Origin of the sequence: uncultured Psychroserpens sp. (assembly GCF_947500255.1) — a bacterium.
GTDB lineage: Bacteria > Bacteroidota > Bacteroidia > Flavobacteriales > Flavobacteriaceae > Psychroserpens.
Genome location: NZ_CANMRL010000001.1, coordinates 286,329 through 307,734, shown reverse-complemented (window position 1 = coordinate 307,734; position 21,406 = coordinate 286,329). Strand labels below are relative to the sequence as shown.

Sequence of the window (21,406 nt, the reverse complement as noted above, 5' to 3'; positions counted from 1 at the left end):
TAATTGTTTTTTCTTCTAAAATTTGTTCAAGTTATTGTGAATCAGTATATTTACAATCCTGAACAAATATTGATATTTTGTTTTGTAGATACATTTTTCAAGAATGGAAGTTTCTCTAACTTTTATTCTATATCTCCACTAAAATCTACAAATAAGAGTAACTAATTTAATAGATAAAAATTAATGTTGTTTTGCATGATAAAGCAAGACAACAAGCTTGATGTTACATTTAGTTTTATCTGTTTTATGAGTCCTAAAGACAACCATACAAAGCTTATCAATTTTGGTAATGAATCTGATCGATGCAGTATTTCAGGTTTAATCAAAGCATGCGATTGTCTTGATAATCTACTCATATCAATTTATTTACTTAAAAAAGACAAGTTCATTTATTGTAATTCGATGTTGGAAAAAATTGTAGGACACAATTCTTGTGAAATTTTGAGTAAGGGTTGGCAGTTTTGGTTTGATATGGTTAGTAAAGATGAAGTGTTGTATGTAAAAAGTGAAATAGAATATTTTTTTTCAATGTCTCATCTTAAAACGTCACATACGTTAAAGTACCATATTATAAATGAAGATGGTAAGAAAACGTTCTTAAGACATGAATTACTAAGGCATTGTATAGATGATCATATTCTAGTTGTCAATTATTTTTTTGATATTACTGAGAAGGAAAAAATTGAGACTTATTTTAAAGTAGATGCTATTAATGATAACGATTTTTATAAAAAAAAGAATTTAATCTCACCAAGAGAAAAAGAGGTTTTAATGCTTGTTGCCGATGGTTTTTCGTCAAAACAAATAGCCGATATGCTTTATATAAGTAATCATACGGCGATAACACATCGTAAGAATTTAATAGAAAAATTTAAAGTAAAGAATACTGCTCAATTAATTAAAAAAGCATCAAGAAATATAGAGTTTTGGTAAGTTACTACTTAAATAAATAAGAAGTCATATTTTTATACTATAGTCACCTTTCTTCCTACTTGTTAGCTTTTAAAACCAAAAAACCCGATTCATACGAATCGGGTTTATGATGGTGGTGCCTCCAGGAATCGAACCAGGGACACAAGGATTTTCAGTCCTTTGCTCTACCAACTGAGCTAAGGCACCAGTTGCATAAAATTGCGAGTGCAAATATAGACCCATTTTTAATATTCACAAAAAGAAACAATAAAAAATTAAGCATATTATTTGTTTCATGCCCCAAATTGTTGATTTCAACCAAAATAATGTTATAATTTGGTTAATTACTACCCCAAAATGTATCTTCGTTTTGTAGTTTTAACACTTTGATATTAGTTATGAATTTAATTATTGACGTTGGTAACACCTATGTCAAGTTTGCCGTTTACATGGAAGGTGAACTAAAAGAGAAGGTGGTTGGTGAGCTAAATGATTTTGAGGGTATAGTCTCAGGTGTCATTAGCGATCACCCCCAAATTAATCAAGCTATAGTATCGTCTGTAGGAAAGCTGGAGGCGTCAACTATAAAATCGCTTGAAGATAAAGTCCAAGTTTTAGAACTGTCCCATAAACTAAAATTACCTTTTACCAATCTATATGCAACACCTAAGACATTAGGCGTTGATCGTATAGCATTGGTGAGTGCTTCTGTAGAACAATTTCCAGACCATAATGTACTTATAATAGACGCAGGAACTTGTATTACTTATGATTTTATAAATACAAAAAATGAATATCTTGGAGGTGCTATTTCTCCAGGAATTAGATTGAGATATCGAACACTAAATAATTTAACGGCAAATTTACCGTTATTGGACACGGAGATGCCTCAAGATATATTGGGAGATTCTACACAAAATTCAATTCACTCTGGAGTTGTGTTTGGTGTTTTAAAAGAAATCGACGGTGTAATTGATGAATATGTTAGAAAATATTCAGATTTAACAGTTATTTTAACAGGAGGAGACACCAAATTCTTGTCAAACCAATTAAAAAATAGCATATTTGCCAACTCAAATTTTCTTTTGGAAGGTTTGAATTTTATTTTAGAATATAATACGAAATAATGATAAAAAAACTTGTAATAGTTTTAATCGCTTTTTTTGCACTACAATCGTACGGGCAAGAAGGTACAGCGTCTCCATATTCATTCTACGGAATTGGAAGTTTGAAATTTAAAGGAACGGTTGAGAATAGAAGTATGGGTGGATTGAGCATTTACACAGATAGTGTACATGTTAATCTTCGTAATCCGGCAGCTTATGTTAGTCCCAATCTTAAACTATGGAATAATGAAACTAGACCAGTAAAGTTTTCGGTAGGTGCAAGCCATACTAATTTAAATCTTAAAGCAAACTCGGGAGAATCAAAAGTAAATTCTACAACATTTGATTATTTAGCCTTATCAATTCCAGTTGGTAAATTTGGATTTGGATTTGGATTGGTGCCTTATACATCTGTGGGATACAAGCTTGAAGATAATGATGATGGCGTGCTTCAAAATAGATATAGAGGTGAAGGTGGCGTAAATAGAGCGTTTTTAGGGTTTGGATATCAAATTACAAATGGGTTAAATATTGGTATTGATGCGAATTATAACTTTGGAAACATTCAAAATAGTGTTATCCAATTTGCTTATGACGAAGATGGTAATCCTGTTCAATATCAAACAAGAGAAAATAATCGTTCAGATTTAAGCGGACTTAACTTCAATATTGGTTTGACTTACAAAACCATGCTTAATGAAAAACTTGAACTTCAAACAGGCTTGACTTATTCGCCAAAAAGCGACCTGTCTTCTATGAATGAACGATCTTTCGCTACTATAGTTATCAATCAAATTAATGGTCAAGAGTTTGTACTTAATGAAATAGAAGGTGATCTGGAATCGCAAGGTCTTGCAGAAACAGACTTAACATTGCCATCTCGTTTTTCATTTGGTGCTGGTATTGGAGAACCTAGACACTGGTTTTTAGGTGCAGAATATACACGTCAGAATACAAGTGAATTTTCTAATCCAATAGTTTCAATAGAAAATGCTAATTTTGTAAACGCCTCAAATATTTCTGTTGGAGGTTTTTATATCCCAGATTATACATCGTTTTCAAATTACTGGAAGCGAGTTACCTACAGGGCTGGCTTTCATTTTGAGAATACTGGCCTAGAAATTAATAATGAGACCATAAATGAGTTTGGCATGTCTTTTGGAGTAGGATTACCAGTTGGAAATGTATTTTCAAATGCCAACCTTGGTTTTGAGTTCGGACGACGTGGGACAACAAACCAAAACTTGATACAAGAAAACTTTTTCAATATAAATATAAGTCTGTCATTAAATGATAGATGGTTTCAAAAAAGAAAATATAACTAACATAAATATAAAGGAAGATGAAAACGAAATTAACACTTATAATAGCGGCTTTGTTTATGGCGACAAACTTCGGGTTTGCGCAACAAGACGAAGAGTGTATGCTAAATTTGACGTTGTTTAACGACTACGTTAAAAGCAAAAAGTACGACGAAGCTTATGAGCCATGGATGGCTGTAAGAAACAAGTGTCCTAAATTTAATATTGCTATATACAAAAGAGGAGAGAAAATCTTAGCTCATAAAATCAAGAATTCTAGTGGGCAAGAGAAAATTGATTTCATTAATGATTATATATTACTTCTAGATAAAGGTGCAGAATATTTTGCTAGCAAGTATCCATTAGGAGAAGTATTAGAGCAAAAGGCATTATTGAAATATGAAAATAGAAAAGATCTTGGTGTTGATAACATGCAAATCTATGAAGCTTTTGATGAAGTATATACTAAGGACAAAGAGAACTTTAAAAGTACTAAAGGACTATATGTATACTTTACAAAAACTGTAGATTTATTTAAAGCTAAGAAATTTGAACTTCAAAAGGTATTTGATAAGTATGATGATGTTAATGAGTTGCTTGAAAACTTAAATGATACGTACGCAAAGTCATTAAATAAATTAATTGAAAAGGAAAATGCTGGTACTGCATTAGGAAGAAAAGAAAAGCAGTATAAAGGGTTTTACCAAAAATCTTTAGAAGCCAATGCTAAAATTGCTGGAAGTTTAGATACTTATATTGGAGATCTTGCAAACTGTGAAAACTTAATCCCATTATACAAAAAGGATTTCCCTACGTATAAAAATGATGCAGCGTGGTTAAAAAGAGCGGTGAGCAAAATGTACAATAAAGAATGTACAGATGATCCGTTATATATTGATTTAGTAAAGGCATACGACGAAGTTGATCCTTCAGCAGAAACAAAATACTTTGTGTCTACTGTATTGCGTAAGCAAGGAAAAACTAAAGAGGCTGATGACTATGTTAGGCAATCATATGATTTGCAAACAGATCCTATCAAAAAGGCAAGAATGTCAAAAAAGATTGCTAACGATTTCAAAAAGCGTGGTAGTTATGGTAAAGCCAGAACTTACTACAGAGAAGCATTGAAATTAAACCCGTCTGATGGAACACCACATTTACAAATTGCAGCAATGTACGCTAAAAGTGCTAATAGCTGTGGTGATACAAACTTTAACAAGAGAGCTGTATTCTGGTATGCTGCACAGGAAGCTTTAAAAGCAGGTAAAGTTGATCCAGGATTAAAGGGAGCCGCAAATCAAGCAGCTACATCTTACAGAGCTAATGCGCCAACAAAATCTGAAATATTCACTTGTGGATGTGCAGGTACTACAATCAAGATTGGTTGTTGGATTGGTGGAAGCGTAGTTGTTCCTAATCTCTAAATGAAAACGAAATTTTCACATACTAATATATTCATAGTCACAGCAATTGTTGTGACTATGTTTTTTTCATGTGAAAAGGATTTAAAAGAAATACAACAAATAGGTGTCCTTCAAAATCAGCCTATTGGTGAAGCCAAAAATATCAATTTAAAGTATACCGAAGCTCAAGACACAATTGGGCGAGTTATTGCTAATCTAGAGAGTCCTAGAATGTTAGATTACTCCAATCGTGATTTTTCTTTCTCAGAATTTCCAGATGGTGTGCGTTTGTCTTTGTTTGACGAAAACAATAAAAAAAATATCGTTTTAGCAGATTATGCAATTGTTTATAATGCTACAGATTTAATAGATCTGCAAGGAAACGTCATTTTAATTACACCTCAAAAAGATACGCTTTTTGCAGATCAAATGTATTATGATCAAAAACGAGAATGGTTGTTTAGTAATCATTCAGTGCAATTAAAGTCTGCATTATCTAGAAGTGGTTCAGGTGATATCTTTGATGCAGATACTAAATTTAACAACTATACCATTCTAGAAGGTAGAGGACAAGGTGTTCTAAAAGATTAATAGATTACACCATAGTTGGCAAAACATCTTTATCTTTGTACTACAATTCAAAAAAAATCATTAGAAATTAACACATGAAAATACTTCAGTTTTTTCAATACGTATATCTCTTTTTTGCAGCTTTATTTATTTATGACGGTTTCGAAAACTTAGGAGAAGAAGGTAACAGGTCTATTATCTCATTCGTGTTTGCTGGTCTAGCAATATTTATGTTTTTCTTTAGAAAGAAATTTAGAAAAAAGTTCGATAATAGAAACGGTTCCTAAGTATGGATCTTAGCATTGTTATTATTATAGTTATGCTATTGCTTTCGGCGTTTTTCTCCGGAATGGAGATTGCTTACGTGTCTTCAAATAAAATCCACATAGAAATTGAAAAAAAACAAGGCGATTTCTTAGCAAGGATTTTAACCAAACTTACCGAAAAACCATCAAAATTTATTGCTACAATGCTTATTGGAAACAATATAGCATTAGTGATTTATGGATTTGTTATGGGAGATGTTTTGATGAGTTGGTTTCAATCCATGTGGCCTTCTCAATATCAAATAATCAATTACTTAATTGTTGATCTTAGTTTATTAACTCAAACTGTTATTTCAACAATCGTTATATTAATTACTGCCGAATTTTTACCAAAGGTTTTTTTTCAAATTTATGCCAATAGATTTATAAAAATATTTGCGCTTCCAGCATATCTCTTTTACTTATTGTTTTGGTTCTTATCGTCGTTTGTCATTTGGATTTCAGATATCATATTAAAACGTTTTTTTAAAACTGAAGGTGACGATGTCCAGCTAGCTATGACAAAAGTAGAGCTAGGGAACTATATTAGCGAGCAAATGGAATCTGTAGAAGAACATGACGAGGTTGATAGTGAAATACAAATTTTTCAAAATGCATTAGAGTTTTCCGAAGTAAAAGCACGTGAAGTCATGGTGCCTCGTACCGAAATAATAGGAGTAGAAGTTAATGATACAATTAAAAATATAAGTACACTATTTATCGATTCGGGACTGTCAAAGATTTTGGTTTATAAAGAATCTATTGATGATATTTTAGGGTACGTACATTCATTTGAACTGTTTAAAAAACCTAAATCTATTAAGTCTGTAACTAAACCAGTAGTTTATGTTCCAGCTACTATGTTGGTTAAAGATGTATTGAACATATTAACCAAGAAACGAAAAAGTATGGCGGTTGTTATTGACGAATATGGAGGTACTGCAGGTATAATGACTATCGAGGATATTGTTGAAGAACTTTTTGGTGAAATTGAAGATGAGCACGATAGCGTAGAATTGATCGAAGAAAAAATTGATGATCAACACTATCGATTCTCTGCACGATTAGAAGTAGATCATATCAATGAGACCTATAAGCTCAATTTGCCTGAAAATGAAAATTATGAAACACTTGGCGGACTTATAGTTTTTGAGACCGAAGGTATTCCAGAGTTAAATGATCAAGTTATTATTGATAACTTTAAATTTGAAATCTTAGAAGTATCATCTACTAAAATTGATGTTGTTTCACTACAAATAATTGAAGCCGATTAAATCTGCAAAACGAACTATTTTGTAAGGTATTGCTTATTAAAGTTCAATGCTTTGCATTCTTCATTTATGAGTTTAATCATCATCCTTTGCCTAACAATCGATGAAACCTATTAAAAATCGGTAATAAAAACATAATTCTACTTTTATAATTAGATAGAAAATGGTATTTTCGCCCACTTATTATTCGATAAATTATACATTAAAATGGCAGTTTTAAATAAAATTAGACAGCGTTCATTGTTTTTGATTTTAATCATTGCACTAGCGTTATTTTCATTTGTACTAACAGATCTATTCAAAAACAGTGATGCCCTATTTGGAGGATCACAAGATGTTGTAGCTACTGTTAACGGACAAAACATCAATAGAGTTGACTTTATGAATAGAGTTGAGAATATGCGTAGACAATTAGGTCCTACAGCAACCAATACTCAAGCAATGAATAGAGTTTACGATCAACAGGTAAGAAGAGCCGTGATGACTACTCAATTTGAAGAGCTTGGATTAACTGTTGAAGAGGATCAAATGAGAGATTTATTAGAACAAAACTTTTCTGCATACCCAGAATTTCAAAATGAAGCAGGTCTTTTTGATGAGAGTAAACTAACGACCTTTATTGCTAACTTGAAAGAAGCTAACCCAGAAAAAATGCTTCTTGGGAACTTTCAGTTAAACTATGATGAGTGGGTTAGTAATGAAAATTCAATTGCAACAATTGCCAAAGAAAGATCGTATTATAATATGGTTAAAGCTGGTGTTAGTGCTACTTTAAATGAAGCCGAAGTTGATCATATGTTGGAGAATTCTACTAGAGATTTAAAATATGTTCAGATACCTTACTCAACTATCAATGACAGTTTAATTGATGTAACTAAAGCCGATATCAAAGCCTACATCAATGAGAATAAGAAACAATTTGAAGTTGAAGCTTCGAGAGATATCGTTTTTGTTGAATTTAAAGAAGAACCAAGCTTGAAAGATGAAGAAACTCTTAAATCTGACTTTGATCGACTTATCAATGGAAAATTAGAGTTTGATAATACAACTAATGATACAATTAGAGTGCAACCGTTTGCGCAAGTTAAAGAGGAAGATTTAGCAGGTTATGTTAACCTTACTGGAGAATCTGCTCAAAGTTATAATGATTCATTTATTAAGAAATCATTGTTGCCAACTGTAGCTGCCGATACAATCTTTAATTTAAATGTTGGAGGGTTATATGGTCCTTATAAGGATAATGGAATGATGAAACTAACACGATTGGTGGCAGAAACTACAGTTCCAGACTCAGCTAAGGTTCGTCATATTCTAATTCCGTTCATTGGAGCAAATAGAGCAGGAATAGATGCGCAATCAGAAGAAGATGCAAAGAAAACGGCTGATAGTGTATTAGCTATTGTGAAAGCAGATAATTCTAAATTCCCTGAGTTAGTAACTGCATTGTCTTCAGATCAAGGTAGTGTTGCTAATGGTGGTGTTTATGATTTTCACCCAAGCACTCAAATGGTAAAACCATTTAGTGATTTTGAATTTCAAAATAATGTTGGAGATATTGATGTTGTAAAAACACAGTTTGGATTCCATATCATTGAAATCTTAGATCAAAAAGGATCGTCTAAAGCTGTTAAGGTGGCTACGATTGCTAAACCAATAGAGCCTTCTGAAGAAACCATTGATGAAGTATTTACCAATGCTTCTAAATTTGAAATAGCTATCCAAGATGATGATTTTCAAAAAATGGCCGAAGAACGAAAACTAGTTGTTAAGCCAGTTAATAATATCAAGATATTAGATGAGAATATACCAGGACTGCAAGCACAAAGACCTATCGTTCGCTGGGCTTTTGATGCTGAGACTAAAGTAGGAGACTATAAGCGTTTTACAATTCCAGGTGGTGGATATGCTGTTGTTCAATTAACTAAAAAGAGCAAAGCTGGATTAATGGATCCAGAAAACGCATCTGCATCTGCTTTAAGTGAGATTAGAAAAGAGAAAAAAGCGGAGATGATTCGTGCAAAAATTACCGGTACTACAGTAGACGACGTTGCTAAAAATCAAAATAGACCAGCTAATACAGCAGCTGCAGTAAACATGAAAAACCCAACGATTTCTGGAGCTGGACTTGAGCCTGAAGTTGTAGGTGTTGCTTTTGGTTTAAATGAAGGTGATACTTCAGGATTGATTAATGGTAATAGAGGTGTTTATATGGTGACTGTAACCAAAGCGAATGAGGCTACTAAATTAGATAACTACCAAGCTATTGCTAATAGATTGAGTGCTGCTAGATTAAATGCAGCTCAAACTAAAGTGTATGATGCATTAAAAGAAACTGCAGATATAGAAGATAATAGATCTAGATTTTACTAGTATTATCAATCAAGATATAAAAAAAGCTTTGCAATTTGCGAAGCTTTTTTAGTTTATGACCATTTCAGTGTAAGGAAGTATAATATCATATCCCTTCGATTTGAAATAAGTTGTAGGATTGACTTTTGAGGCTACCATCACAAAATCACCTCCCCAAGCACCTAAACTTTTTATACTACCATCAAAATCTTTAAACAGTTGTTGTTTAACAGGTGTCTGTTCTATGATTCTTGAAATGAGTTCTTCATGCGCATTCATTAGCTGTTGAAATACTGTTAGTGAATCACAAATGATCATAGTTTGAGTGAGCTCTGTGATTCTTGAAATGGTCGATGATAGATCCGATGTATTTGCTCTGTATTTTTGTATACCATCACGACTGTTTTGTTTCTTATTAAGGTAAACAAAATAGATATGCTCTTTAAATGAAGGGTTGAAATCAACCATTTTTATATGGCGATTATCATTACCTAATTGATAGGTTAAACTTTGCTCTGCATTGGCACATGCAATGTCATAACCACTTCCGCCAAAGGTCGCTTCAAGTAATTCATAAGCATCTACATTAGCCCAATTAGCGATATTGTTTATTAAAGTAGATGATGTGCCAAGTCCCCAATCTTTAGGAAATCCCAATGCTGTTGTACATTCATAACCAGAAATGTCTTTTAAGAATTTTGGGTTAAGATGTTTAGCTGCTTCGAGTATACTGACTAACCTCCTTGAAATTGGATTGTCATTATGTGTAGTGTCCTGGAGCTTATCATTTCTAATTTCTAACTCTGTTTCAAACCAAATATGATCTTGGTGATCTAGGCTGGTCCATTTAATTGTCTGCTTTTGACTGGTTTCGATAGTTAGTGATTGTCCGAATCGTGTTGGTACAGCCAAGGCGTTGGCACCATCAAGAACAACATATTCTCCCGTTAGCAATAATTTTCCGTGACTGAAAAAAGTTTTCAATTTAGTGTCTTAGTTTTTCAATTTCCTCAACAACTGCACTATGCGTCACAGTATTGGTTTTAAAGTACTCTACAAGTTTTACTTTTTCTTCTGAAGTAGCTTCAAACTGATTTAAGATATTCATCAAATGCATCTTCATATGACCTTCTTGAATGCCTGTAGTAGTTAACGAACGTAGTGCTGCAAAATTTTGAGCTAATCCGGCTACGGCAACAATTTGCATGAGTTCTTTTGCTGAAGGCTCTCCTAATAGTTCTAGCGCAAGTTTTACTAATGGATGCAGTTTTGTTAATCCGCCAACAGTACCTAAAGCCAGTGGAATTTCTATCCAAAACGTGAATATGCCATTTTCTATTTTAGCATGCGTTAAGCTACTGTACTTACCATGACGAGATGCATAAGCGTGAACACCAGCCTCAACAGCCCTAAAATCGTTTCCAGTAGCTAAGACGACAGCATCAATGCCATTCATGATGCCTTTATTATGTGTTACTGCTCTAAAAGGTTCAACTTCGGCTATATGTACAGCCTGCACAAATTTTTCAGCAAACTCTTGGGCCGAGATATTAGGATTCTCTGTTAATTCTTCAACCTTGCAGCTTACTTCTGCTCTTACCAAACAATCTGGCACATAATTGGAAAGAATAGACATAATGACTTCAATGTCTTTTTCTACAGCAGAAAACAAATCAAAGCATTGTGCTTGATTTTTTAACGTTTTTGCGAATTGTTCTAGGCAGGAGTTGATAAAGTTTGCTCCCATGGCATCTAGGGTCTCAAAAGTAGCATGTAGCTGATAGTACCCTTTAATGTCCTTTGTTTTGTTTTTGAGTTCTATATCTAAAATCCCTCCACCACGTTTTTCCATATTCTTGGTGATAGATCTTGAGTCTTCAATAAGTTTTGGTTTTAATTTTGTAAAAAACTGATTGAGCTTTGCAACATCGCCATGATACATAAAGTGAACTTGACCAATCTTTTGAGTTGATATGACTTTAGCTTTAAATCCGCCACGATCATACCAGAACTTTGCGGCTTTACTCGCTGCGGCCACCACAGAGCTTTCTTCAATGGCCATTGGTATAGTGTAAAGCTTGTTGTTTATCAAAAAATTAGGTGCAACACCTAATGGAAGGTAATAGTTGGTAATCGTATTTTCTATAAATTCATCATGAAGTTGTTGTAGCTTTTCATTGGCATTCCAGTATTGTTTTAAAAGTGTTTTAGCCGATTTAGAATCGGTAAAATAAGTACTGACAAGCCAATCGATTTTCTCTGATTTCGATAATTTTGAAAAGCCTGTAATCGTTTTAGTCATGTGTTTATATTTAAAATAGATGCCAGTAAAAAGCGCTCCAATACGAAAAGCAAAGATACTATTCTTGGTATTATTATTGATGCAATACCATATTATTGCGCATTTAACACACAATAGTTACTGTTTTTTGCATTATTTTTAGTAAACTTGACATTATTTTATCAAAAAAATATCCCTATGAACATATTCAAATCGGTCGCACTTCTTTTATTTTTTGTAACCGCTTTAACATCAGCGCAAAATAAAGAAATCACCCTTGAAGAGATATGGAACGGAAGTTTTAGAACTGAACGCATGGATGCTTTGCATTCTATGAAGAATGGTCAGCAATACTCAGTTTTAAATTTTGGCAATAGAACGTCTCAAATCGATATTTATGACTATAAAACGCTAAGCAAAGTTAAAACCCTAGTCAATTCTGCTAACATTAATGATATTGCTTACTTTACCGATTATACATTTAGTGATGATGAATCAAAAGTATTATTGGCTACTGATGTTGAGTCGATTTTTAGAAGGTCTACTTTAGGTCATTATTATGTTTATGATGTGACATCTAATACAGTTGATCTAGTTTCCGAAGAAAAAATACAAGAGCCTACGTTTTCACCTGATGCTTCAAAAATAGCATATGGATTGGATAACAATCTTTACATCAAAGATTTGAAAACGGGTAAAACACAACAATTTACCTACGACGGTGAGAAAAATAAAATTATAAATGGAATTACAGATTGGGTATATGAAGAGGAATTTAGTTTTGTAAGAGCTTTTGAGTGGAATGCATCTGGAGATAAAATTGCATTTATTAGGTTTGATGAAACCAATGTTCCAGAGTTTTCAATGGATGTTTATGGACAGCAGTTGTATCAAACACAGCAAGTCTTTAAATACCCTAAAGCAGGTGAAACAAACTCTAATGTGTCATTACATATCTATGATGTCAATCAGAAAACGATTAAAGAATTTAAACCAAAAAAACAGTATTCAGATTTTTATATTCCAAGATTAAAATGGACCAATGATGCTAATATATTGAGTGCTCAGTATATGAACAGACATCAAAACGAACTGGATCTATGGATGATTAATTCTAATAGTGGTGAAGGCGATTTAGTATTAGCCGAAACAGATAAGGCTTATATTGATGTCACATTCAATCTTACTTTTTTAAAGGATAATAGTTTTATTTGGACGAGTGAAAAAGATGGATTTAATCACATTTACCATTACGATAACAAAGGAACCTTGATCAATCAATTGACATCAGGAAACTGGGAGGTGACCAACTATTATGGTTATAATGAGAAATCAAAACGAATTTACTATCAATCTACAGAGGATGGTTCAATCAACCGTAGTGTCTATTCTATTGGTCTCAATGCTAAGAAGAAAAAACGTTTGACTAAGAGCACAGGTACAAACGCTGCATCATTTAGTGCAGATTTTACATACTTCATTAATTCATACTCTAGCGCTACAAACCCACCAGAATACACCCTAAATAATTCTAAAACGGGAGATTTGGTTAAGAGCATCAAGGATAATGATAAGCTCGCACAAAAATTATCTAACTATAAAACATCGCAAAAGGAGTTTAGTACTATTAACATTAATGGTAACGATTTAAACATGTGGATGATCAAGCCTGCAAATTTTGATGAGAACAAAACCTATCCATTGTTTATGTATCAGTATTCTGGTCCAGGATCACAGCAAGTTGCTAATCGATGGAATGGAACTAACGATTATTGGTATCAGCATTTAGCTCAGCAAGGTTATATTGTTGCTTGTGTTGATGGTAGAGGTACAGGTTTTAAAGGTTCCGATTTCAAAAAAGTAACTCAAAATGAATTGGGTAAATATGAAGTAGAAGATCAAATTGCTGCTGCTAAGCAGTTAGCAAAATTGCCTTACATTGATGAAAATAATATTGGAATTTGGGGATGGAGTTATGGTGGCTTTATGAGTAGTAACGCTTTATTTAAAGGTAATGATACGTTTTCTATGGCCATTGCTGTAGCACCAGTAACAAGTTGGAGATTTTATGATACAATATATACTGAGCGTTATATGACAACGCCTCAGGAAAACCCTTCAGGTTATGATGAAAACTCTCCAATTAACCATGTGGATAAACTCAAAGGTGACTTTTTGTTAATTCACGGAACAGGAGATGATAATGTGCATGTTCAAAATACAATGCGAATGGTAGAAGCACTTATTCAAGCAGATAAACAATTTGAATGGATGATCTACCCAGACAAAAACCATGGAATTTATGGCGGAAACACAAGATTGCACTTATATAAAAAAATGACAAACTTTATTCATGATACTTTAGGTAAGAATCGAGAAATGCCTGAAGAATCAAAAGAAGAACAAGTGAAGATCAAAGGATAATATACTAACTAATAAATAAAATTTATGTCAGCAACAGTTAATCAAAATCGTAAAGAACTATTTGGACATCCAGTAGGGCTATTTGTACTATTCTTTACTGAGATGTGGGAACGCTTCTCTTACTATGGAATGCGTGGAATATTAGTACTATACATGGCGACATCAGCAACTGCTATCGATCCAGGTTTAGGATGGAGTAATAAAGATGCGATATGGTTATATGGCTGGTATACAATGTTAGTTTATGTAGCATCAATTCCTGGTGGCTGGATAGCTGATAAATTTCTAGGACAGAAGAAAACAGTAATGCTTGGAGGATTACTACTTTGTTTTGGTCATGGGATTTTGGCAATACCTCAAAATTGGGCATTTTTTACTGGTTTAATTCTTATCATATTGGGAGTAGGTGGTCTAAAGCCTAACATCTCAACTATGGTTGGTGGTTTATACCAAGAAGGTGATATTCGTCGAGATAGCGGGTTTACCATTTTTTATATTGGTATTAACATTGGAGCATTCTTGGCAAGTATAACTGTAGGTCTAGTTGCTTATTACTATGGATGGCACTACGGATTTGGATTAGCAGGTATCGGAATGGTGCTTGGACAATTAGTGTTTATTTGGGGTCAAAAATTCTTAAAAGGTGTTGGTGAGTTTACTGGAGGAAGCCAAGCGTCTGATGAAGAACGTGCCGCCGCAAAACGACCGCTTAATAGTATTGAAAAAGATCGTGTAGTTGTATTATTAATCTCGTTCTTGATCGTTGTCGTATTCTGGGGTGCTTTTGAACAGGCTGGTGGATTGATGAATCTTTATACCGATGCTAAAGTAGACAGAACAACAGGGTGGAGCTCTTTAGCTGAAATTCCAGCAGCAGTGTTTCAGTCATTAAATGCTGGTTATATTATCATATTTGGAACCGTTATTGGTGGTTTCTGGATCTGGTGGAAAAAGAAAGGCAGAGAATCATCTTCACTTTTCAAAATGGCTGTGGGTACAATCATCATGGGATTAGGTTACGTATTTATGATGTTTGCTTCTCAAGAAGCAAGTGCTGAAACCTTTGGTAAAGCTGCGATGGTTTGGATTTTCCTAGCATATTTATTTCATACTATTGGTGAGCTATGTACGTCTCCAGTAGCATTATCATTTATTACCAAGTTAGCGCCATTAAAATATGCGTCTATCATGATGGGTGTGTATTTTGCTGCAACTGGTTTTGGTAATAAATTAGCAGGAAGTATAGGTGAAGCATCGCAATTAGAACCTTTCGCGGGGAAAATGGTAGTTAGTAAACAAGATGTTATTCCATTTATGACCAAAGATGAAATTGAAATAAAAAATGCACAAAAAGAGATTGTCAAAATTGTTGACTATCCAATCAATGAAGATAAAAACTTTAGTATCAAATCTAAAGTATATGCTGAGAATGGAGCAGTTGTTTATAAAGAATTTGAATCTGGAACAGATCTTAATTCATTGTTCGAATTGTCAACTGAAGAAGACTCAAATACCGACGAGTTACTCGCAACATTAACCGAAAATAATATTACTGCGTCTAACCCTTATCATGCTAAACTTGTTTTTGAAAAAGACAAGGACAAAGCTCAAATAACAGAAAACAAAGGTGATGGAAAAGATTACGGTGTTTCTTTCGTTCTAGAAGAACAACAAAGTGAAGTAGAGTATGCAACCTTTAAATGGTTGGTAATTTTTACCGTTGCTTTTGGATTACTTCTTATCTTATTCCTGAAGAAATTGAAAAAGTTAACTCATGGTGCCGAGGATAGAGAAAGAGATATGAAACATGAAGAAGCAGAAGGATTCGAAATCGCAGATAACTAATATAAACTATATATGTAACCCTTGTAATATTAATTTATGAGGGTTTCTTTTTTCTAACTAAATCATTTTTTATGAGTACGTCCAATAATAATTTTTTCGATACCAAAGTAATGGGGCATCCAGCTGGATTGTTTGTTCTGTTTTTTACTGAAATGTGGGAACGTTTCTCCTACTATGGAATGAGAGTTTTACTTGTGTTTTTCTTCACAGCATCACTCCTAGATCAAGGTTGGGGCTGGCCAAAGGAACATGCTCTAGCAATTTTTGGTACTTATGCATCATTAGTGTATTTATCTACTATGCTTGGAGGTTATTTTGCCGATAAGATTATTGGATATCGATGGGCTGTTGTTGTAGGTGCTTTACTAATGACATTAGGACATGGATGTATGGCTGTTGAAACTCCATTCTTTATTTATTTTGGTCTCGTATTATTAGTATTTGGAAGCGGATTTTTTAAACCTAATATGACATCAATTATCTCTGAAATGTATAAAGATGTTCCAGAGAAAAAGGATGGCGCCTATACTATTTTTTATATGGGTGTTAATGCAGGTGCATTTTTTGGAATTATGCTCTGCGGTTATTTAGGAGAGAAAATAGGTTGGAGCTATGGTTTTGGAGTGGCAGGTATTTTTATGTTCTTCGGATTGCTACAGTTCTGGTTTGCACAAAACATTTTTGGTGATATAGGAAAAAAACCTAAAAAGGAAGATAAAGATGATGTTGAAGTATATACTGATGAAAATGGCGGTCCTAAAAACCCATTTACCAGATTTCAGCAAGTATTAATAATAGTTTGTTCTGTACTTGGTTTAACATGGATTTTAAACGACCCAATTTCAAAAATTACAGAAGGAACGTACAATATTTATGATTTCAGTTTATTTGGATTAGATGGTAACAATGTGATTATAATAGCAGCACTATTGTTATTTGTTGTCTTGTTAATCATTAGAATCCCAAAATATATCCCTGTGGTAAGAGATCGGATGTTAGCTATCGTGTTTTTTGCATTTATCACGATGTTCTTTTGGGCTTTATTTGAACAAGCTCCAGGATCTCTTAACTTATATGCACGTGATTATACGCAAAGAATATTAGAGGGTGTGACAGGCGATATTTTTAAAGTAGTTGATGCCTTAATTACCATTGTTCCATTAGCGATCATAACCTATGTATTATATCAATTATTCAAAAGAACATTTAAGAAATATGCATTATCTAATGTGATTTTAGCATTTAGTTTTGTTATCATTTGGGGATTAGCAATCATGAAGGTTTATAACGATTATAAATCTGCTTCATATGTTGTTGAATATGTTGATAATAATGGGGAAGCGAAGACTTCAAAAATTGTAACGTTTGTAGAATTCGCAGAAGGGGATGCTATGCCTGTTTTAGATAACGAATCGGTTGAGATTTATGATGCTAGTGCTGAAGAGAACGAAAAGAATTCTGTAAAAAATAATTATTTATTTAATGCAGACAATGAAGAATTGGGTGAAGTTTTTGATGCTACAATAACTGATGTCTTTGAACGAGATAAAATTGGAGCGGCTATTCAAAATACCTTTGCTGTTTTTTCTTTTACTAATGCCAATGGGAAAACATTGACGAAAGAAGTTAAGCTGTCTGGTGATTTGAAAGACTTAAAACAAGGGGATTCTAAGCAATTATTCATAACGCATGATTTAAAGTTTGATAATGGAGATAAAGCGGCACATCAAGCAACTGTAAAAGCAAAGGAAAGTGCTGTCGAAATAGGTGCAACTTGGTTTAATATTCTTAATTCATTATACATTATTGCACTCGCACCATTATTTTCAAGATGGTGGGAAAGCAAATACAACCCTACAGCCAATGGTAAATATGCAATTGGAATGGCATTACTAGGTTTAGGAATGTTAGTTATTGCTATTGGAGCTAGTGGTATCGAGCCAGGACAAAAATCGGCTCAAACGAGCATGTTTATTTTGGTATTTGTTTATCTGTTCCATACCATGGGAGAACTCTGTGTCTCCCCTGTGGCACTATCATATGTAAGTAAACTAGTGCCTAGTCGTATGATTGCCGTCATGTTTGGTGTATGGTATCTTGCTGTGGCAATTGGTATGAAATTGGCCGGAATATTTGGAGAACTGTCCGAAGGCATTGCAAAAGAGGCTGGTATTAGTACGTTTTTCTGGTACTTAACAGGCATTTCAGTCATACTTAGTTTATTGGCTTGGGTGACTACGCCAGTAATTAAAAAGCTTATGCATGGTGTTCGATAATCGAATAAAACCGTTAAAATAACGCAAAATGCTCCAGATTTGGAGCATTTTTTGTAAGTTCGGAATAACTTTTGCAACGAATTAGATTATGAAGAGAATCATTTTAATATTAGCAGTAGCCTTGATCACATCAACATCTGCTATCGCTCAGTCACAAGAAATCAATTGGATGACTTTTGAAGAAGCATTAGCTGCTCAAAAGAAAACACCTAAAAAGATCATGATGGATGTCTATACCAATTGGTGTGGTCCATGTAAAATGCTTGATAAGAACACCTTTCATAATAAAGATGTGGTAGACTATGTTAACAAAAATTACTATGCTGTAAAGTTTAACGGCGAAGGAAATTCAGTTGTTAATTATCAAGGAAAATCTTATAAAAATGCTAATTATAAGGCAGAATTAAAAAATCGCCGAAATAGTGCACACGACTTAACTCGTGCTTTAGGAATAAGAGCATATCCAACCATCGTCTATTTTGATGAGAAAGGGGAGAAAATTCAACCTATTAGCGGATATATGAAACCAAGACAGATCGAATTGTACTTAAAATTGTTTCACACTGATGATTATAAAAAAATCAAGACGCAAGAACAATTTAATACATATTACAAAGCGTTTAAAGCAGAATTTAAAGAGTAAATATTTACTTACTTAATGATAAATGCTCCCTTTTTACCCGTTTGGTGAAATGGGAGCTTTCTTTTTTTACAAGTGGATTCCCATCGTTTTATGTAAGATTTATAATTACTGCCATCTGCAATGATGAGTTTTGGATGAATGGAGTCAATGAGACGATCAAGGTGTATTCTAGGAGAATTCCGAAGTAATACAAAATCTGGTTTGAAATGCTTTACATTATAAATACTTAAACTGTCTATAACTAGTAATGTTTTATTCTGAAATTGATATACTGATTGTAAAGGTCTTCTTTTAATGGTATTAATGAAATTTCCAATACAAAAACTCATAATCGTTTTATCTTTTGTATAGGCAATACTGTCAAGGTTATCAAAAACATTTAATTCTGAATCAACCTTTTTTGCAATTAAACTAAATCTGTTCTTGTGAAATATTACAAATTTGCTATTGGCATTTTTGTATTCGGAATATATCCATACACCTTGAATTAGAATTAAAGATATCAGAAAAAATGATAAGTGTTTGAAGCTTTTCTTTTGGTAAAGGAATACTATCGCAATAATGGTAAAGTAAGAGACTAAAACATGCTCTATGTCAAAAGAAATAGATGTCATTATAAAAGTATCTTGCTCTGCAATCCAATTAACCACAGCATTCATTAGGTGAATTAAATACCCAAAAAGATGTGCTAAAAACTCTGGCAAACTATGTAATAATGCCAAAATAATAACTAAAATTCCTAAGCATAGAATAAGACCTAAACATGGAATAATAGCTAAATTGGATATAAAAAACAGACCTGGAAATTGATGAAAATAATACAGGCTAATTGGAATAACTCCAATTTGCGCAGCTATAGTTACAGTGAAAATTTGCCATAGATAATCTGTAATTTTCCATTTAGGTTTCCAAAACTTGTAGAGTATAGGTTGAAGACTTACTATGGCAAATACAGCCAAGTAACTCATTTGAAATCCAACGTCAAATAAAAACATGGGTTTGCATAAGAGAAGGATAAGAATAGAGATTGTTAATGTGTTATATATGTTTGTAGGTCGCTTCAAGTTTAAAGCAAAAGCTACTATGCTGAACATTGTAACAGCGCGAGTTACAGATGCTGAAAGTCCAGCTATTATGGCAAACATCCAAAGCAAAAGAATGATGAGTGATATTTTTATAAGTTTGCCATTTTTAAAACGTTCAAAAGGTTTGAGTATATAGCTCAAAAGCATAAGAATAATACCAACATGTAAACCTGAAACGGCTAAAATATGGACAGCGCCTGCATTAATGTAATCTGCATAAATATCTTGATCCATATCTTGTCGTTGCCCCAAAATGAGTGCATTTATAATATTGAGTTGTTCAGACTTAAAATCAGATGTTTCTAACTCATAATTAATTGTTTTGCGTAATGACTCGGCATAACCAAATAAAGTTTGCTTTTGAGATTTTAATGTTATGATGGACTTAGAATTACTGTATAGTTGGTGATAGATATATTGCTTTTCCAAATAGGCTTTATAGTTAAACTGATAAGGATTTAATGATTTGTGTATTGGTTGAATGTCTACCGAAGTAAATAATATGTCATCTACATTATATGTGTGATCTAGACTATCTTTTTCAATATTTAGCAAAAGTTTACCTACAGCTACTTGTTCGTCAATGTCTAATATTTTTACCACATATTTGTTATGATAAAGCGTTGGCTTAAGTCGTTCTCTTATTTGAATAGTTAATTCGTAAGAGCTTGTATTATTGTCGTCGATTATAGATGTATAATGGTATTTGAAATTTTTTTGATCATGAAGATTATAGATCAAAGCACCAATACAGCACATTAAAAGAAAAGATGAAAGCCCAAACCAAATGTGCTTTCGGAATTGGCGCTTAGAATGATGGAATAAAAATATAAATCCTAAAAAAAGAAATATCGTACTACTAAAGGATTGACTTAGAGATAATGGTAAGAAATGAGCAGCTAAAATGCCAATTACAAGGCAGGCTGTAAGCTTTATGATAATAAAATTAAGAGGTTTCACATTCTCAATATAGTAAATAATCTACAATTATAGTAAATAATCTACATGACTCGTCTTGCCTGAACATAAGCGAGATACCAATATTTTTCAGATAAATTTGAAGTAATCACACCACGACTTGTGGTAGAGTGAATGAATTCTACATGACCTGGTCTACTATCAGTCACAATGCCTACATGGTTTATTTTCCGACTATTCTTTTTTGTTGCAAAAAATAATAAATCACCTTCTTGAACCTCTTTTACATCAATCCAATCGCCGCGTTTTGATAAATCGCCTGTAGTTCGTGGTAATAAAATATCTTCTTTCTTAAAAGCCGTAACAACTAAACCAGAACAGTCCATGCCTTTTTTAGTTGTTCCTCCATATTTATAGCGTGTACCTTCAAACGTTTTTGCGTAATCAATAATGTTTTTTATCTCTTTTGAAGAGGTTGTTGTAACGGTTGATGTTTTTGTCGATGCTTTTGATGTTTTACCTTTTTTGGTCACAACACCTTTCGAGGAATTACAACTAGCTAAACTAATGCACAAAATTAAAAGCAGGATAATGTTTTTCATAAGTAGTAAATAATGCCTAAAAATATAGAATTAGTATAATCCACTAAGAAGATAACGATTGGGTTTTCAACAATCTTATTTACAACTTGTCAAATCCAGTCCTTTTTTTCGTAAA

At 33.2% G+C, this 21,406-nt stretch carries 16 protein-coding genes and 1 tRNA gene; 12 read left to right on the top strand and 5 right to left on the bottom strand.

Annotated features, from left to right (window positions below; genetic code table 11):
- The first annotated feature begins 195 nt into the window (after window positions 1-195).
- Window positions 196-933, top strand: a complete 738-nt coding sequence (locus Q0783_RS01255) for a helix-turn-helix transcriptional regulator (protein WP_298892635.1) — start codon at window positions 196-198, stop codon at window positions 931-933.
- A 110-nt stretch (window positions 934-1,043) separates the two neighbouring features.
- Here Q0783_RS01255 and Q0783_RS01250 read toward each other — a convergent pair.
- A tRNA-Phe gene (locus Q0783_RS01250) sits at window positions 1,044-1,119 on the bottom strand.
- A 191-nt stretch (window positions 1,120-1,310) separates the two neighbouring features.
- On the opposite strand from Q0783_RS01250, the gene Q0783_RS01245 reads away from it, so the two are divergent.
- The 7 genes from Q0783_RS01245 (at window position 1,311) to Q0783_RS01215 (ending at window position 9,238) form a co-directional block, all read left to right on the top strand.
- Entirely contained in the window at window positions 1,311-2,039 is a 729-nt protein-coding gene (locus Q0783_RS01245) for a type III pantothenate kinase (protein ID WP_298892634.1), read from the top strand.
- The gene (locus Q0783_RS01240) at window positions 2,039-3,343 is read left to right on the top strand and encodes a hypothetical protein (protein WP_298892632.1); all 1,305 of its coding nucleotides are present in this window, start codon (window positions 2,039-2,041) and stop codon (window positions 3,341-3,343) included. Before Q0783_RS01245 ends, Q0783_RS01240 begins: the two co-directional genes overlap by 1 nt.
- Before the next feature lie 17 nt (window positions 3,344-3,360).
- A complete protein-coding gene (locus tag Q0783_RS01235) occupies window positions 3,361-4,743 on the top strand; it encodes a hypothetical protein (RefSeq protein WP_298892630.1) in 1,383 nt (460 codons plus the stop codon).
- A complete protein-coding gene (gene lptC, locus Q0783_RS01230) occupies window positions 4,744-5,313 on the top strand; it encodes an LPS export ABC transporter periplasmic protein LptC (protein ID WP_298754809.1) in 570 nt (189 codons plus the stop codon).
- A gap of 74 nt (window positions 5,314-5,387) precedes the next feature.
- The gene (locus Q0783_RS01225; RefSeq protein ID WP_298754811.1) at window positions 5,388-5,579 is read left to right on the top strand and encodes a hypothetical protein; all 192 of its coding nucleotides are present in this window, start codon (window positions 5,388-5,390) and stop codon (window positions 5,577-5,579) included.
- 2 nt (window positions 5,580-5,581) lie between these two features.
- Window positions 5,582-6,871: a hemolysin family protein gene (locus Q0783_RS01220; protein ID WP_298892628.1), complete on the top strand. Its 1,290-nt coding sequence runs from the start codon at window positions 5,582-5,584 to the stop codon at window positions 6,869-6,871.
- A 204-nt stretch (window positions 6,872-7,075) separates the two neighbouring features.
- Complete coding sequence (locus Q0783_RS01215; protein WP_298892626.1) at window positions 7,076-9,238, top strand: SurA N-terminal domain-containing protein; 2,163 nt, start codon at window positions 7,076-7,078, stop codon at window positions 9,236-9,238.
- Between the two features lie 48 nt (window positions 9,239-9,286).
- Here Q0783_RS01215 and Q0783_RS01210 read toward each other — a convergent pair whose 3' ends face one another.
- Both Q0783_RS01210 and Q0783_RS01205 read right to left on the bottom strand, forming a co-directional pair.
- Window positions 9,287-10,201, bottom strand: coding sequence for a GYDIA family GHMP kinase (locus Q0783_RS01210; protein WP_298892624.1), 915 nt, complete (start codon window positions 10,199-10,201; stop codon window positions 9,287-9,289).
- 1 nt (window position 10,202) lies between these two features.
- Complete coding sequence (locus Q0783_RS01205) at window positions 10,203-11,519, bottom strand: hydroxymethylglutaryl-CoA reductase, degradative (protein WP_298892622.1); 1,317 nt, start codon at window positions 11,517-11,519, stop codon at window positions 10,203-10,205.
- Between the two features lie 177 nt (window positions 11,520-11,696).
- Between Q0783_RS01205 and Q0783_RS01200 the strand changes: the two genes are divergently transcribed.
- From Q0783_RS01200 to Q0783_RS01185, 4 genes are all read left to right on the top strand, one after another.
- Window positions 11,697-13,922: a S9 family peptidase gene (locus Q0783_RS01200; protein ID WP_298892620.1), complete on the top strand. Its 2,226-nt coding sequence runs from the start codon at window positions 11,697-11,699 to the stop codon at window positions 13,920-13,922.
- Between the two features lie 24 nt (window positions 13,923-13,946).
- The gene (locus Q0783_RS01195) at window positions 13,947-15,767 is read left to right on the top strand and encodes a peptide MFS transporter (protein ID WP_298892618.1); all 1,821 of its coding nucleotides are present in this window, start codon (window positions 13,947-13,949) and stop codon (window positions 15,765-15,767) included.
- 71 nt (window positions 15,768-15,838) lie between these two features.
- Window positions 15,839-18,043, top strand: a complete 2,205-nt coding sequence (locus tag Q0783_RS01190; protein ID WP_298892616.1) for an oligopeptide:H+ symporter — start codon at window positions 15,839-15,841, stop codon at window positions 18,041-18,043.
- A gap of 85 nt (window positions 18,044-18,128) precedes the next feature.
- A complete protein-coding gene (locus Q0783_RS01185) occupies window positions 18,129-18,686 on the top strand; it encodes a thioredoxin fold domain-containing protein (protein WP_230935010.1) in 558 nt (185 codons plus the stop codon).
- A gap of 8 nt (window positions 18,687-18,694) precedes the next feature.
- Here Q0783_RS01185 and Q0783_RS01180 read toward each other — a convergent pair whose 3' ends face one another.
- Window positions 18,695-20,731, bottom strand: coding sequence for a ComEC/Rec2 family competence protein (locus Q0783_RS01180; protein WP_298892614.1), 2,037 nt, complete (start codon window positions 20,729-20,731; stop codon window positions 18,695-18,697).
- 41 nt (window positions 20,732-20,772) lie between these two features.
- Window positions 20,773-21,291 carry a C40 family peptidase gene (locus tag Q0783_RS01175; RefSeq protein ID WP_298892612.1) on the bottom strand — a complete coding sequence of 173 codons (519 nt, stop codon included), beginning with the start codon at window positions 21,289-21,291 and terminating at the stop codon, window positions 20,773-20,775.
- Between the last annotated feature and the right edge of the window lie 115 nt (window positions 21,292-21,406).